Annotated in this window: 12 protein-coding genes; 5 read left to right on the plus strand and 7 right to left on the minus strand. The window is 75.0% G+C overall.

Features of this window, described 5'->3' with window-relative positions:
• Nucleotides 1-284 precede the first annotated feature (284 nt).
• Nucleotides 285-1,727 (plus strand): DHA2 family efflux MFS transporter permease subunit, encoded by a 1,443-nt coding sequence (locus tag ACIBCA_RS17720; RefSeq protein ID WP_396283804.1) that lies wholly within the window; start codon nucleotides 285-287, stop codon nucleotides 1,725-1,727.
• Between the two features lie 65 nt (nucleotides 1,728-1,792).
• Here ACIBCA_RS17720 and ACIBCA_RS17725 read toward each other — a convergent pair whose 3' ends face one another.
• From ACIBCA_RS17725 to ACIBCA_RS17750, 6 genes are all read right to left on the minus strand, one after another.
• Nucleotides 1,793-2,947: an acyltransferase family protein gene (locus tag ACIBCA_RS17725; protein WP_396283805.1), complete on the minus strand. Its 1,155-nt coding sequence runs from the start codon at nucleotides 2,945-2,947 to the stop codon at nucleotides 1,793-1,795.
• Nucleotides 2,948-3,172: 225 nt separating this feature from the next.
• On the minus strand, nucleotides 3,173-4,165 hold the full coding sequence (locus tag ACIBCA_RS17730; RefSeq protein ID WP_396283806.1) for an aldo/keto reductase: 993 nt from the start codon (nucleotides 4,163-4,165) through the stop codon (nucleotides 3,173-3,175).
• 95 nt (nucleotides 4,166-4,260) lie between these two features.
• Nucleotides 4,261-5,091: a BTAD domain-containing putative transcriptional regulator gene (locus tag ACIBCA_RS17735; RefSeq protein ID WP_396283807.1), complete on the minus strand. Its 831-nt coding sequence runs from the start codon at nucleotides 5,089-5,091 to the stop codon at nucleotides 4,261-4,263.
• A 91-nt stretch (nucleotides 5,092-5,182) separates the two neighbouring features.
• The gene (locus ACIBCA_RS17740) at nucleotides 5,183-6,439 is read right to left on the minus strand and encodes an LLM class flavin-dependent oxidoreductase (protein ID WP_396283808.1); all 1,257 of its coding nucleotides are present in this window, start codon (nucleotides 6,437-6,439) and stop codon (nucleotides 5,183-5,185) included.
• A 23-nt stretch (nucleotides 6,440-6,462) separates the two neighbouring features.
• Entirely contained in the window at nucleotides 6,463-7,587 is a 1,125-nt protein-coding gene (locus ACIBCA_RS17745; RefSeq protein ID WP_396283809.1) for an LLM class flavin-dependent oxidoreductase, read from the minus strand.
• 247 nt (nucleotides 7,588-7,834) lie between these two features.
• The gene (locus ACIBCA_RS17750) at nucleotides 7,835-9,547 is read right to left on the minus strand and encodes an AAA family ATPase (protein ID WP_396283810.1); all 1,713 of its coding nucleotides are present in this window, start codon (nucleotides 9,545-9,547) and stop codon (nucleotides 7,835-7,837) included.
• Nucleotides 9,548-9,834: 287 nt separating this feature from the next.
• Here ACIBCA_RS17750 and ACIBCA_RS17755 point away from each other — a divergent pair, with 287 nt between their 5' ends.
• The 4 genes from ACIBCA_RS17755 (at nucleotide 9,835) to ACIBCA_RS17770 (ending at nucleotide 13,490) form a co-directional block, all read left to right on the plus strand.
• Nucleotides 9,835-10,689 (plus strand): 2-oxo acid dehydrogenase subunit E2, encoded by an 855-nt coding sequence (locus tag ACIBCA_RS17755; protein WP_396283811.1) that lies wholly within the window; start codon nucleotides 9,835-9,837, stop codon nucleotides 10,687-10,689.
• Nucleotides 10,686-11,804: an alpha/beta hydrolase gene (locus tag ACIBCA_RS17760; RefSeq protein WP_396283812.1), complete on the plus strand. Its 1,119-nt coding sequence runs from the start codon at nucleotides 10,686-10,688 to the stop codon at nucleotides 11,802-11,804. The genes ACIBCA_RS17755 and ACIBCA_RS17760 overlap by 4 nt, the downstream gene beginning before the upstream one ends.
• Nucleotides 11,805-11,898: 94 nt before the next feature.
• Nucleotides 11,899-12,720, plus strand: coding sequence for a BTAD domain-containing putative transcriptional regulator (locus tag ACIBCA_RS17765; protein WP_396283813.1), 822 nt, complete (start codon nucleotides 11,899-11,901; stop codon nucleotides 12,718-12,720).
• A complete protein-coding gene (locus ACIBCA_RS17770; RefSeq protein ID WP_396283814.1) occupies nucleotides 12,717-13,490 on the plus strand; it encodes a thioesterase II family protein in 774 nt (257 codons plus the stop codon). Before ACIBCA_RS17765 ends, ACIBCA_RS17770 begins: the two co-directional genes overlap by 4 nt.
• A gap of 72 nt (nucleotides 13,491-13,562) precedes the next feature.
• Here the strand turns inward: ACIBCA_RS17770 and ACIBCA_RS17775 are convergent, their stop codons facing one another.
• The gene (locus tag ACIBCA_RS17775; protein WP_396283815.1) at nucleotides 13,563-14,102 is read right to left on the minus strand and encodes a putative immunity protein; all 540 of its coding nucleotides are present in this window, start codon (nucleotides 14,100-14,102) and stop codon (nucleotides 13,563-13,565) included.
• Nucleotides 14,103-14,201: the final 99 nt, after the last annotated feature.

The raw sequence follows: 14,201 nt of genomic DNA on the forward strand, positions 1-14,201 counted from the left end.
CCCGGCCGGCGGCCGGACGCCCCGCCGAAGGCCGTCGGCCCGCATTCCGGGCCGGCGGCCTTAACGCCGTCTAAGGAACGATGGCCGACGACCCTCACTTGTTTATACGCTCTTTCAGCACGCCGGTGTTCTGGACGCCGGCCTTCCCGCACGGCGGGCGCTCGGACGTCGGTGATCATTCGCCGCTCCTCCCGGACGGCCCTCCGCATTTCCGCGGCCACGGACGAACGCGAATTCGCGCCCCCTCGCCCGCCTCTTCTCCCCTGCTATCGCTAAGGAATGAAATGACGCAATCGGCCGAGAATCGGCTGGACGGTCCGCTGGTCAAGCTGATCGTCGTCATGGCGCTCGCGTCGGTCACCGCGACGCTGAACGCGACCATCGTCGGGGTCGGGCTGAGCCCGCTCGCCGACAACTTCGACACGACGCTCACCACGGCCGAGTGGGTCATCACCGGCTACCTGCTGGCGGTGGCCGCGACCATCCCGGTGACCGGCTGGGCCGTGGACCACTTCGGCGGCAAGAAGGTCTGGGTCTTCGGGCTGGTGCTCTACACCCTGACGGCCGTCGCCTCGGCGCTGTCCTGGAACATCGCCTCGCTGATCACCTTCCGCATCCTCCAGGGCGTGGCCGCCGGCATCATCGAGCCGGTCATGATGACGCTCACCGCCCGCGCGGCCGGCCCGGCCCGGCTGGGCCGGGTGATGGGCCTGCTGGCCCTGCCGATGACGCTCGGCCCGGTGATCGGCCCGATCCTCGGCGGCGTCATCGCGGACAACCTGCACTGGAGTTGGCTGTTCCTGGTGAACGTGCCGATCGTGCTGGCGGCACTGGTGTTCTCGTTCAAGGTGGTGCCCGCCGACGTGCCCGCCGAGGGCGAGCGCGCGACCTTCGACGTGCTCGGCACGGTGCTGCTGAGCCCCGGCTTCGCGATCCTGGTGTACGGGCTGTCGCAGACCGCCCACGAGGGCTTCGGCTCGGCCACGGTGATCGTCTCGCTGCTCATCGGCGCCGCGCTGGTCGCCGGGTTCGTGGTGCACGCGCTCACCACCCGCCGCACCCCGCTGATCGACGTACGGCTGCTCGCCAACAAGGGCTTCACGGCCGCGGTGGTCGCGATGGCGCTCACCGGCGCGGCGGTGTTCTCGCTGTACGTGCTGCTGCCGCTCTACCAGCAGCAGGTGCACGGGCAGAGCCTGATGGCCAGTGGGCTGCTGCTCGCGCCGTTCGGCGTCGGCACCTTCCTCGGGATGCCGCTGGCCGGGCGGCTCAGCGACAGGCTCGGCGCCAACCTGCTGGTGCCGGTCGGCGCCGCGCTGGTGGTGCTCGGCACCCTGGGCAACGCGCTGTCCTCGGGGAGCACCAGCCAACTGGTGCTGGGTCTGTACGCCCTGGTCTCGGGCATCGGGCTCGGCTGCGTCGGCGCGCCGACGCTGGCCTCGCTGTACCGGACCGTTCCGCTGGAGAAGACCTCGGGGGCGACGAGCACGATGCTCTCGCTCAACCAGGTCGGCGGCTCCTTCGGCGTGGCGCTGGTGGCACTGCTCGTCCAGCGGGGCGTCGCGAACGGCGAATCCGTCCGGAACGCGTTCTCCACCACCTTCTGGTGGGAGCTGGCGATGACCGCGGTCATCGTGGTCGTGGGTCTGCTCCTGCCCGGCCGGCCGAAGGCGTTCGAGGCCGGCCCGGTGGTGGAGGAGGTCACCGGCGAGCCGGTGACCTCCTGACCGCTCGACAGCCCGACAGCTCGAACCGCTCGACAGCTCGACAGCTCGACAGCTCGACCCGAAGGTCAGCCCGTACGCCCGCCGGTGGGCACCCGCTCCGGCCGCTCCCCGCGAGCGGCCGGGCGGCTCCACCGGCGCATCGCCGGGGCCTCCACGAGGCGGTGGACCAGCCAGGACACCCCGATGGTCACGGCCAGCAGCACCACCCCCAGGCCCGCGAGTTCCGGCACCGACCAGACCCTGCTCTCCCCGAGGGCCAGCCGGACGTAGTGCAGCACCAGGTGGTGCGTCATGTAGAAGGCGAAGGAGATCTCGCCCAGCCACACCGCCGTCGCACCCCGGAACGGCGAGCGGCCGCCGGTCGTGTCCGCCCGGGCCGCGGCCGCGACGAACAGGGCCAGCGGCAGCGCGAGCGTGGCGGAGAGCCCGTACACCGTGGGCACCAGGGCCAGTTGGGCCGCCGCCCCGGCCGCGACCAGCAGCCCCGCGCCCGGCATGCCGAGCCCGATCCAGCGGCCGGCCAGCACGATCCGGGCCAGCAGGATGCCGAGGACGAAGTCCAGGGCACGCACGGCGGGCAGCGCCACCAGGAACCAGTTCTGCGTCAGCGTCATCTCCAGCCCGGGCAGCCGGGGCTCGGAGGGGAACAGGTGGTCGGCGGCGAACGGGAGCAGCGCGATCGCTCCCGCCACGCCCCCGACCCAGGCCCAGAGCCGCTCCGGCCGGATCCGCCGGATCAGGGCGTGCAGCCAGGGGAAGGCCAGGTAGAAGGCCAGCTCCACGCTGAGCGACCAGCTGGGCAGGTTGACCGCCCGCATCACGTCCAGGTCCGGGACCCAGGCGTTCAGCAGGAAGAAGCTGGGCAACAGCCGTGCGGTGGTGAGCAGTTCGCCGGCGGCGAGGGCCAGCAGCAGCGCCGCCAGCCAGGTCGCCAGGTGGGTCGGGAAGACCTTCACCAGCCGGCGGCGCCAGAACCGCGTAGCGCTGTCGCCGGGCCGGGCCGACCAGGTCATGACGAATCCGCTGAGGATGAAGAAGAACTCCACTCCCAGCCAGCCCAGGCCGAAGGCGTAGCGGAACACCGCCCCGGTCGGGCCGGGGGCGAGGTAGCCCTCGACCGAGATGTGGGTGAAGTAGACGAGCAGGGCGGCGCCGAAGCGCAGCCCGGTGAGGGACGGCAGGCGCGGGAACGCGGTGCGTCTGTCGAGGGGTTCGGTCATCGCGAATCCTTGCGGGAGGACGGACGGAACGGGCGGTGACCGCCGGTGCGGCCCCGCCCTGGTCCCGTCAGCCTCCATGGGGCGCCTAAACCCCTCCTGCCCCAGGAGCTAAACCTGCTGCCGCCGCCGCCTTGCCGTGCCCTCGCCGTGCCCCTGCCGTACCCCTGCGGACGGACAGCCGTGCGCACCGGACGGGGGCCCCGTCCGGTGCGCACCCGCAGGCCGTCAGAGGTCGACGAACTGCCGGCTGAATGCGGTGAGCCGGTCGCCGGCGACCTGCCCGGCGGGCACCGCCGCCTCGATCGCGGCCAGTTCCTCGGGGCCGAGGGGCAGCGTCGCGGCGGCGAGGTTCTCCTCCAGGTGGTCGATCCGCCGGGTGCCGGGGATCGGGACCACGTCCTCGCCCCGGTGGTGCACCCAGGCGAGTGCCAACTGGCCGACGGATACGCCGAGTTCGATGGACAGCGGCTCCAGCCGGTCGACCAGGGAGAGGTTGCCGGGGAAGTTCTCCGGGGTGAATCGCGGCTGGGCGACGGTCCGGAAGTCCTCCGGCCCGAACACCTCCGCGGCCCGGTAGCGCCCGGTCAGCAGGCCCCGGGCGAGCGGCGCGTTGGGCACGATGCCGATGCCCAGCTCCCGGGCGAGCGGCACGACTTCGCTCTCCAGCTCGCGGGAGAACAGGGACCACTCGGTCTGTACGGCGGCCAGCGGGTGCACGGCGTGGGCCCGGCGGATGGTCGCCGGGGCGGCCTCGGAGAGCCCGATGTACCGGACCTTCCCGGCCTCGACCAGCTCGGCCAGCGCGCCGACCGTCTCCTCGATCGGCACCGAGGGGTCGATCCGGGCCGGGTAGAAGAGGTCGATGTGGTCCAGGCCGAGGCGCTGGAGCGAGGCGTCGGCGGACTGCTTCACGTAGGCGGCGTCGCCGCGCACCGCCTGCCCGATCCCGTCACCGGTGCGCACCACGCCGAACTTGGTGGCCACGACGGCCTCGTCGCGCCGGCCGGCCACCGCCCGGCCGACCAGCTCCTCGCTCAGCCCGTGCCCGTAGACGTCGGCGGTGTCGATCAGGGTGACCCCCAGGTCGAGCGCCCGCCGGATGGTGGCGACGGCCTGCTCGGGGTCGGTAGGGCCGTAGAACTCGCTCAGGCCCAGGGCGCCGAGCCCCTGGGCGCCGACTTCGAGGCCGCCCAGGCGGCGGGTGGGGACATCGTTCACGCGAATCGCTCCGTCATCGCTCGGGGTTCCGGTTCGGCCTCCCCCAGCCTGCCGAAGGGGGCTAAACCGCACCCAAACGGCCCCGTGACGGCGGATCAGGCGCGGGCGGCCACGGCCGTGGGCACGGGCGCGCGCCGGGCACCGCCCTCTCCCCGGCCCTCACCCCGGCCCTCACCCCGCGCCTCGCCGCGTACCTCCAGGATGGTGCGCTGCAGGTTGCGCAGCCAGCAGCCCGGCTCCAGGCCCAGCTCCCGGTTGAGGGTGTCCCGAGCGGAGTGGTAGACGCCCAGGGCCTCGGCCTGCCGGCCGGAGCGCCACAGGGCCAGCATCAGCTGGGCGTAGAAGGTCTCCTGGAGCGGGTGCTCACGGATCAGGCAGCGCAGCTGGGGGACCACCTCGCGGTCCCTCGAGAGCATCAGCTTCGACTCCACCAGCAGCTCGCTGCACTCCAGTTGGAGCTCCTGCAGCCAGGCCGCGAAGGTGTTGACCACCGGCCCGGCCTGAAGGCCCCCGAGCACCGGGCCGCGCCACAGGGCGACGATCCGCTCCAGCAGCTCGCACGCCTCCTCGTAGCGCCGCTCGCGCATCATCGCCCGGGCGGTCGGCAGCTGTTCCTGGAGGGTCTGGAAGTCGACGGCCTGCGGCGGCGTCCACAGGACGTAGCCGGGCGCCCGGGTGATGACCGGATCGGGCTCGCCGAGGCGGCTCAGCAGCTTGCGCAGCTGCGAGACGTACACGTAGACGGCGTCCCGGGCGCGCTGCGGCGGATCGGCGGGCCACAGCTCGCGCACCAGGTCGTCCACCGAGACGACCTGGCCCATCCGGGCGAGCAGGACGGCCAGCACCGCCTCGGTCTTGCGGGAGCCGATCGCGACCGGGCCGTCCGCGTCGCTGACCCTGAGCGGGCCGAGTACCTCGTACCTCACCGGTGCTCCTCCTCCGCGCGCGTCTGCCGCACCCGTCGGCGCAGCCGTCGTTCGACGGCCTGTCAGGGCGTCAACGGCGCACGGCGGAGGGCTATTCCCGCCGTGGCGGCGGATCCGACGGACCGTCGGGCAGGCCGAGGTTCGCCCGCAGCGTAGCGCCGTCGCGGTACCCGGTGCGCAGCACTCCGCGTTCCTGCAGGTGCGGGACCACCCGGTCGGTGAACTCGTCGAAGCCGACCGGGTTGAGGTGGCCGGCCAGGATGTAGCCGTCGGCGGCGCCGCTCTGCACGTTCGCGTCGATCCGGGCGGCCACCTCGGCGGGCGTGCCGACGAAGGTGTGCCGCAGCAGGGTGCGGATCGCCAGTTCGCGCAGGGACAGGCCCTCGGCGAGCGCCCGGGCGTGCAGCGCCGCGGCGGGCGAGCCGGGCGGGGCGGCGGGTGCGGGCGGCGGGTCGTCGGGGTCGCGGCCGGACAGGTCGGCGCCCCACAGCTGGCCGATCCGGGTGAGCGCGATCGCCGGGGTGATCTGGCGCAGCGCCACCTCGCGGGAGCGTTCGGCCGCCTCCTGCGCGGTGTCGCCGAGGATGAACCCGGCGCCCGGCATCACCTTGAGCGCGTCCGGGTCCCGCCCCAGCGCGCGGGCGCGGGCCCGCAGGTCGTCCCGGAAGCGGCGCCCGGCCTCCGGCTGATCGTGCAGGCCGAAGACGACGTCGGCGTGCCGGGCCGCGAACTCGCGCCCCTCCGCCGAGTCCCCGGCCTGCACCAGGACGGGGCGGCCCTGCGGGCCCGGCGGCAGGGTGAAGCGGCCCTCCAGGTCGAAGTGGGCGCCCCGGTGCCGGTAGGGCGCGAGTCCCCCGCGCCAGAGCGTGTCGGCGGCCCGGACGAACTCCTCGGCGCGGGCGTACCGGTCGGCGGGGGCGAGGAAGGCGCCCCGGCGGAAGTTGACCCCGGCCTCCGGATCGGCGGTGGTGACGATGTTCCAGCCCGCGCGGCCGCCCGAGAGGTGGTCCAGGGAGGCCAGCTGCCGGGCGAGTTCGTACGGCTCGTTGTAGGTGCTGCTCATCGTCGGGACGAGCCCGATGTGCCGGGTGACGGCGGCCAGGGCGGACATCAGGGTCGGGCTGTGCGGGCGGCCGGCCACCTCCAGGTCGTCCAGCTTCCCGGCGTGCTCGCGCAGCCGCAGGGTCTCGGCGATGAGGAAGAAGTCGAACCGGCCGCGCTCGGCGGTCCGGACGGCGTGCCGGAAGGAGGCGAAGTCGATCTGGCTGCCCGAGCGGGGGTCGTCCCAGACCACCCAGACGCTGTGCGGGAAGGTGGCCGCGAGCAGCACCTGTCGGCGTGGGGGCATCGCGCCGTTCTCCTGGGGGGCCATCAGTTCAGGTGTCCGACGGGGAGGTCGCCGGGCAGGTCGCCGGGGGGCTCGCCGGGCAGGCTGCCGGGGAGCTTGCCGGGGTCCGGCAGGCCGAGGCGGGCGCGCAGGGTGGCCCCCTCGTAGCGGCGGCGGAAGACGCCGCGCGCCTGGAGCTCGGGCACCAGGCCCCGGACGATCCCCGGCAGGTCCCGCTCGGGCGCGGCGGGCAGCAGCCGTACGCCGTCCAGCCCGGCGGAGCGCCAGGCGAGCAGCGAGTCGGCGAACGCCTCCGGGGTGCCGGCGAAGGAGCCGGGGCCGGCCGGGGTACGGGCGAGGGCGCGGCGCGGGTCGGTGTCCAGCGCCACCGGGCGGTCGGCGAACAGCAGCAGCGGCGGCCCCGGGCGCCGTACCTCGGCCTCGGCGGCGCGCAGGGCCTCGACCTGGGCCCGGGCGTCGTCCCGGTCGGCCGCCGTCAGCAGCGCGAGATCGGCGCACCGGGCGGCGAGGCGGCGGCTGTCCTCGTCGCGCACCGCGACCAGGACGGGCGGGCGCCCCTGCGGCGGGCGCGGGGTGATGGACGGGCCCCGGACGGCGAACCGGCGGCCCCGGTGGTGGATCGGGCGGACCCGGGAGCGGTCCAGGAAGCGGCCGGTGGCGGCGTCGCGGATCTCCGCGCCTTCCTCCCAGCTGTCCCACAGGGCGCGGATCACCTCGACGGCCTCCTCCGTCTCCGCGAAGCGCTCCGCCCTGCCCGTGGGGAGGCGTCCGGCGTTGCGGTCCTCGGCCCGGTCGAGCCCGGGCCGCACCAGGGCGGCGGCGCGGCCGGTGGTGACGAAGTCCAGCGTGGCGAGCCCGGTCGACAGGTGGAAGGGCTCGGCGTGGGTCGGCGTGACGGTCGGGGCGATCCCGATCCACCGGGTGGACGCGCCCAGGGCGGCGGCGAGTTGCAGCGCCTCCGGCCGGGGCCCTCCGTCCGGCGCGGGACCGTGGGCGTCGTCCAGCGTCAGCAGGTCCAGCAGCCCGCGTTCGGCCTCGGCCGCCAGCGCGCTCCACGCCTGCGGCGGCAGCGGTCCCTCCCGGACGGGCCCACCGCCCGGGACGCCGTCCAGGGCCACCGCCAGCCGCAGCGCCGCTCCCGCCGTCATGTCACACCACCGCACTCTCCCCCGCCCCCGCTCGGGCGGGCCCGCCTCCACCGCCCGCCCCCGGCGGGGACGGGCCAGGCACGGGACGCTAGCCGCGGCCCGGCGGGGGCGGCAATCGCCGCCCGGCCCGGGTTCAGGACCGGTTCAGGCCCGGGTCAGCGGCGGGTCGGCGATGGGTCGGCGATGGGTCGGCGGCGGCGGTGCCACGTGTCACGAGACCCGGCCCGGGCGCGGGCCCCGGCCCCGGTCACGCCACCCGGCTGTGCTCCTCGACCACCAAGCGGACCAGCGCCGCACGCGAGCCGATTCCCAACTTCCGGTAGGTGCGGGCGATGTGCACCTCGACCGTCCGGGCGCTCACCCCGAGGCGGTCGGCGATCTCGCGGCTGCGCAGGCCCGTGCCGACGAGTTCGGCGATCTCCCGTTCCCGGCCGGTGAGCAGGTCGAGGGTCGGGCCGCCGGGCGAACCGGCCGCGGTCGGCTCGCCCGGCGCGGGCGGCGCGGCGGCCGCCGGGGCGCGGGTCGTCCGGGCCGGGGCGTGCGCCTGCTGGGGCGTCCGCTCGGCCGCGGCCCCGTCCGAGCGGTCCCCGCTCCCGAGTTCGCCGCCACCGAGGCGCGCCGTCGCCTCGGTGAGCAGGCGCCGCGATCCGGTGCGGGCCGCCACCTCGTCCGCCGCGGCCAGCAGCCGGCGGGCCACCCCGCCGTCGGCCGGGCCCTGGCGCCCGAACGCGCTGAGGGCGGCGCCGAGCCAGTGCACGGCCAGGTCCGTGTCCCCGGCGCGCAGGGCCGTCCCGGCCGCCTCGGTGAGCACGGCCGCGTCCCTCGGGTCCAGCCCGGGGGTGGAGCGTTCGATGTGCGGGGCGATCCGGTCGGCGGGCGCGCCCCGGGCGGTCAGGACCCCGATGGCCCGGCGGTGGGCGTCGACGCGCCAGCAGTTGTCGGTGCCGTCGTAGACCAGCCACCGCACCAGCGGGTGGCGGAAGCCGCTGTGGGGGCTGCCGGCGAGCGGTCGCAGCAGGTCCAGGCGGCGCAGTTCGTCGAGGGTGTGGCACGCCTCGTCCTCGGTGGTCCCGGCGACGGCGGCGACGCCGGGCGAGTCCAGCTCGGTGCCCAGGACCGAGGCCGCGGCCAGGACGAGCCGCTGGCGCGGGCCCAGGGCGGCGAGTTCGGTCACCAGGTGGCGGGCCAGACGGTCGGGCAGGGCGGCGTCCGGCGGCAGGCCGCGCAGGTCGGCGAGCGAGCCCTCGGGGCGGCCGGAGAGCCGGCCGGGGCAGATCCGGGCCAGGGCCAGCAGGTAGAGCGGGTTCCCGTGGCCGTCCCGGTGCAGGGCGCGCGTCCGGGGGTCGGTGGCGGGCAGGTCGAGCAGTTCGGCGGTCCGGGCGAGGTCGAGCCGGCCCAGTTCGATCCGCCGGGTGGTGCCGAGCTGGCTGCCGCGGGCCAGGGCGGTGCGCAGCCGCTGCGGGGACTGGCGCGGCCGGTGGGCGACGACCATCGCGAGCGGGGCGCGGGCGGGCCAGCGGATCAGCCCGTCGAGCAGCGCGAGCGAGCCGGGGTCGGCCGCGTGGACGTCGTCCAGCACGATCAACAGGCCCCGGCAGGTGTGCTGTTCGAGCAGAGCGCGCAGCCGGTCCGAGGTCGGGCAGCCGTCCGCCTGGACGTCCACCGACTCGGCGATCCGCCGGAGCATCGCGATGAGTTCGTCGCGCAGCCCGGCCCGGTCGGCGAGGCCGATCCAGCCGCGCAGGATCTGGACGAACAGGCTTCCGGGCACGTGCTGTTCGGCCGGGTCGGCCAGCGCGCGCAGGACGGTGAAGCCGCGCACGGACGCCTCCTCGGCGAGCGCGGTGAGCAGCCGGGACTTGCCGCTGCCCGGGTCTCCCGCGAGGTCGACCATCCGCTGGTGACCATGCATCACCTCGTCGAGCACTGCGTGGAGTTGGTGCAGTTCCGCGCGTCTCACGGTGTCCGTGCGGGCACGGCCACGGATCGCGACGCGGGCTTCTCGGTCTTCTCGGCCTTCTCGGGTCTCCTGGAACGTGAACACGGTTGCTGCCCCTCCCCCGTGACGGGCGAAACTGGCGAATCCCCCCAACCACGATCGATCGTATCTTCGAACGGCGATCAACCCGGTTGACGAAACAAGGAATTCACGAATCCCGCGACCGCCTCCGAGCTCACGTTTCAGGCCGCGTTTGGCGCCGTACGCCAGGCTCGGCCCCTCGACCGACCCGACCCGAGGGGCGCGTGATGACCAGTCCGACCGGAGCCGAGCCGCGGCTCGCACCGCCGGCGCGCGAGCGGCGGCACACCCTGTACTTCCTGGAGGCGATCCGGGACTTCTCGCCGGTCTTCCTGGACACCGAGGTGGACGCCACCCGGCTGCTCGCCCACCGGGCCGCGGCCCGCGAAGCTGGGCAGCGCCGCTCGGTGGTCGGCTACCTGCTGGTCGCCGCGGGCGAGGTCCTGGCCCGGCACCCCGAGGCCAACTCCGCCTACCGGGGCGGCCTGCGCCCCCGGGTGGCCACCTACCCGACGGTGTCCGGGAAGGTCACCCTCGACCGCACCCTCGGCGGCACCCGGGTCGTCCTGTCCACCGTCGTCCCCGAGCCGCACACCGCGGGCCTGGCCGAGGTGCAGCGCCGGCTGGACCGGGTGCTGGACGGCGACCCGGCCGAGCTGCCCGAGTTCGCCGGAGTCCGGGCCCTCCACCGGCTGTCCTGGCTGCGCGGCCGGCTGCGCTTCGCCCGCGCGGCCCGCGACCTGCGGCTCCGCCCGCTGATCACCGGCACCTTCGCCGTCACCTCGCTCGGCCACCGGCCCGTCGACGGCTTCCACTCCGTGGGCGGCACCACGATCACCCTGGGCCTCGGCCGGATCGCCGACCGCCCGGCGGTGCGGGACGGCGAGATCGTCGTCGCCCCGGTGTTCCGGCTCAGCCTCGCCTTCGACCACCGGGTCGTCGACGGCGCGGAGGCCGCGGACGTCCTGGCCGAGATCCGCACCGCGCTGGAGGAGTGGCCCGATCCCGAAGCGCTCGAGCCCGGCGAGTCCGACGAGTCCGGCGAGTCCGACGAGCCCGTCGCCTCGGAGGTGACGGCATGACGTCCCTGGCCCCGGCGAACGACCTCGCCGAACTCAAGCGCTTCGTGGTCGCGCAGGCCACCTCCCAGGGCATCACCCCCGCCGAGTACGGAGCCGTCCTGGACGGCGTCGTGGACGACGGAGACGGCGGCCCCGGCTCCTGGGTGCGCCGCTGGAGCGAGGCCGGCGAGCGGCTGGAGCGCGAGGGCAGACTGCTGGAGGCCGGGCGCTACTACACCATGGCCCGCTTCCCGTACCCGTCCGGCTCCGCCCGCCGCGAGGCCGAGGCGCGCGCCCGCGAGGTCTTCGCCCGCTGGGCCGCCGACTTCCCCGGCATCGAGCGGATCGAGGTGCCCACCGCGGCCGGCCCGGTCGCCGCCTGGGCGGGCGGGCTGTCGGCGGGCGGACCGTCGGCGGGCGGGCTGTCGGCGGACGCCCCCAAGCCCCTGCTGCTGATGTCCGGCGGGATCATCAGCCTCAAGGAGCAGTGGGCGCCCGTCCTGCTCCAGCTGGCCGAGTTCGGCCTGGCCGGGGTGGTCACCGAGATGCCCGGCGTCGGCGAGAACCCGCTGCCGTACGACCTGACCGCGCCCGCGCTGCTGCCCGCCGTCCTCGACGCCGTCGCCGACCGCGCCGACACCACGCGGACGTTCGCGCTGGCGCTCAGCTTCAGCGGCAACCTGGCCCTGCACGCCGCCCTCGCCGACCCGCGCATCCGCGGCGTGGTCGGCGCGGGCCTGCCGGTGCACGACTTCTTCACCGACCGGGCCTGGCACGCCACCGTCCCCCGGGTCACCGTGGACACCCTCGCCCACCTGGCCCGCACCGACGCCGGATCGGTCTTCGACGCCCTCGCCCCGCTCGCCCTCGGCCCGGACCGGCTCGGCGCCGTCGACGTCCCCGTCGCCCTCGTCGCCAGCGCCCGGGACGAGATCATCCCGCCCTCCGACACCGACCGGCTGCGGCGCTCGCTGCGCAGCCTGCGCCTGCGGGTCCACGACGACGTCCACGGCTCGCCCCGGTTCTTCCCCCAGACCCGGCTCTGGACGCTGCTCACCGTGCTGCGGATGAGCGGCGGCCCGCTCGACCGGCGCCTCGCGCTCGGCGCCCAACTGCGCGCGCTGGACCGGCTTTAGCCGCTCTTGGGCCGTCCGTACGTAGTTCCGCTGATGTGCGGACGGCCCCGGTGGGACAACCTGAGCCGGACGACAAGCTCTCAGGAGGCCCACTGTGAGGTACCAGCTGCTCGGAAGCCTGCACGTCACCACGGAGCACGGCACCTCCGCCGTCAAGGCCCGGAACATGGAGGTGCTGCTGGCCACCCTGCTGATCCGCGCCAACGAGGTGGTGCCCATCCCCCAACTCGGCTTCGAGATCTGGGGAGACGCGCCGCCACGGCGCCACCTCGCGGCGATCCACGTGTACATCTCCCGGCTGCGCAAGCTCCTCGCCGACGACCGGCCGGAAAGCGTGATCGCCACCCAGTCCCCCGGGTACGTCCTGCGCCTGGGCCCCCAGGACCGGCTGGACTCCGACGAGTTCCAGCAGCTGATGCAGACCGGCCGGGCCGCCGCCCGGGACGGCCGCACCGAACAGGCCGCCGCCGCCTTCGAGGAGGCCCTCGCCCTGTGGCGCGGCCCCGCCCTCGGCGACCTGCGCTCCGGGCCAGTCCTGGAGGGCTTCACCACCTGGGCCGAGGAGGCCCGGCTGGAATGCGTCGGCATGCACGTCGAGACCGGGCTGGCCACCGGACGCCACCGCGAACTCATCGGCAAGCTCTACTCGTTGGTCGCCGAACACCCCTTGCACGAGGCGTTCCACCGACAGCTGATGATCGCCCTCTACCGCTCCGAACGGCAGGCCGACGCCCTGCGGGTCTACCGCGCGGCGCACCGCACCATCACCGCCGAACTCGGCATCGAACCCGGACGGGCCCTGCGCGAGGTGCAGCGGGCGATCCTGCTCTCCGACCGGCGGCTCGACCTGCTCCGCCCGCAGTGGGGGGACCCCGCGGAACCCGCGGACCGCGCAGGACAGCAGGCCGCCGCATGAGCGCCGCCGAAAGCTCCCTCTGGGTCCGCCGGTTCCCCGAACCCGCCGCCACCGCCGCCTCCGGCTCCCCGCTGCGCCTGCTCTGCCTGCCGCACGCCGGCGGCTCCGCCTCGGCCTTCCGGTCCTGGGCCGCCGCGGCCGGGCCGGACGTCGAGGTGCTGGCCCTGCAGTACCCGGGCCGCCAGGACCGCTACCGGGAACCCGCCGTCGCCGACCTGGCCCGGCTGGCCGGCCTCGCCCTGCCCGCCGTCCGCGCCGCCGTCGGCGAGGGCCGCTACGCCCTCTTCGGCCACAGCATGGGCGCCCTGCTCGCCTTCGAACTCACCCGCCGCCTCGAACGCGAGGACCGCCCCCCGGAGTTGCTCACCGTCTCCGGCCGCCGCGCACCCTCCACCCGCCGCGACGGCGAGTTCGCCCACCTCACCGACGACCGCGCCCTCGCCGCCCACCTCGGCAGCCTCAGCGGCACCGACCCGCGGCTGCTGGCCGACGAGGAGGCCCTGGGGATGATCCTCCCCGCCGTCCGCGCCGACCTCACCGCCGTCGACACCTACCGCCCCGGCCCGGACGCCCTGGTCGCCGCACCGATCCTCGCCCTCACCGGCGACGCCGACCCCTGGGTCACCCCCGCCGAGGCCGCCGCCTGGCAGCACCACACCACCGCCACCTTCGAGCTCCGCACCTACCCCGGCGGCCACTTCTACCTCGACGGCCGCCAACGGGAGCTGCTCGCCCTCCTCGACGACCGCCTCACCCCTGCCCGCCACTGACCACCGGCCCAGGAAGTCGGCCCCGCCGACTTCCTGGGCCGGCCCTGCTCGACCGTCCTCGGAGCGAGCTCCTCAGCGCGAAGCGCGCAGGGAGGCATCCAAGGTGCTCATGAGCTGGGCGACGCGGCCCTTGCCCGTCGGCGCGAGCGGATACCGGCCGAGAACATCGATCAGAACCGGCGTGGCGCGTCGCCTCGCCCGCTCGATGAGCCGGTCCGCGACATCGGGATCCTCCTCCGCCAGCAACTCGGCCACACGCACCGCGCATGCGGCCCCACGCAAGATGTGACCCACCTGGGTGGCCTTCGCGATGGGGTGCAGATATGCGGCAGCCGCGGCGTCTCCCGCGGCGCGCGCAGCAAGTCGTGCGGTCTCGGTCCCCGCTTCCCGCGCGGCGCGGTGTGCGTCCAGCGCGGCAACGCGCTGCAGCTGGGTCCTCCTCGCGCCGTTCACGAACTCCCAGGCCGCATCAACGGCCGCGCGAGGCCGAGGATCACCGGGAACAGCCTCCTCGTACATCGGGAGGACTTCCTGGGCGCTCTCCACCACGTAGCGTGCCACGACGCGCAGCTCATCCATGGTCAGCCCGAAATCGCCGGCTCCGTTCGTCATCGCCCGATCCTCCCATCCCCGCGACGGCCGCCGATGATACAGAAGCCGACGCCACCGCTCGCGAGGAGCGGATCCATGCGCCCCCAACGGCCTTTCCCT

The sequence above is a fragment of the Kitasatospora sp. NPDC051170 genome (genome assembly GCF_044455705.1).
Classification (GTDB): domain Bacteria; phylum Actinomycetota; class Actinomycetes; order Streptomycetales; family Streptomycetaceae; genus Kitasatospora.

Coding starts and splice junctions, on each gene's coding strand:
- ACIBCA_RS17720 (WP_396283804.1), top strand. CDS start 285: ATGACGCAATCGGCCGAGAATCGGCTGGACGGTCCGCTGGTCAAGCTG.
- ACIBCA_RS17725 (WP_396283805.1), bottom strand. CDS start 2,947: ATGACCGAACCCCTCGACAGACGCACCGCGTTCCCGCGCCTGCCGTCC.
- ACIBCA_RS17740 (WP_396283808.1), bottom strand. CDS start 6,439: ATGCCCCCACGCCGACAGGTGCTGCTCGCGGCCACCTTCCCGCACAGC.
- ACIBCA_RS17745 (WP_396283809.1), bottom strand. CDS start 7,587: ATGACGGCGGGAGCGGCGCTGCGGCTGGCGGTGGCCCTGGACGGCGTC.
- ACIBCA_RS17755 (WP_396283811.1), top strand. CDS start 9,835: ATGACCAGTCCGACCGGAGCCGAGCCGCGGCTCGCACCGCCGGCGCGC.
- ACIBCA_RS17760 (WP_396283812.1), top strand. CDS start 10,686: ATGACGTCCCTGGCCCCGGCGAACGACCTCGCCGAACTCAAGCGCTTC.
- ACIBCA_RS17770 (WP_396283814.1), top strand. CDS start 12,717: ATGAGCGCCGCCGAAAGCTCCCTCTGGGTCCGCCGGTTCCCCGAACCC.
- ACIBCA_RS17775 (WP_396283815.1), bottom strand. CDS start 14,102: ATGACGAACGGAGCCGGCGATTTCGGGCTGACCATGGATGAGCTGCGC.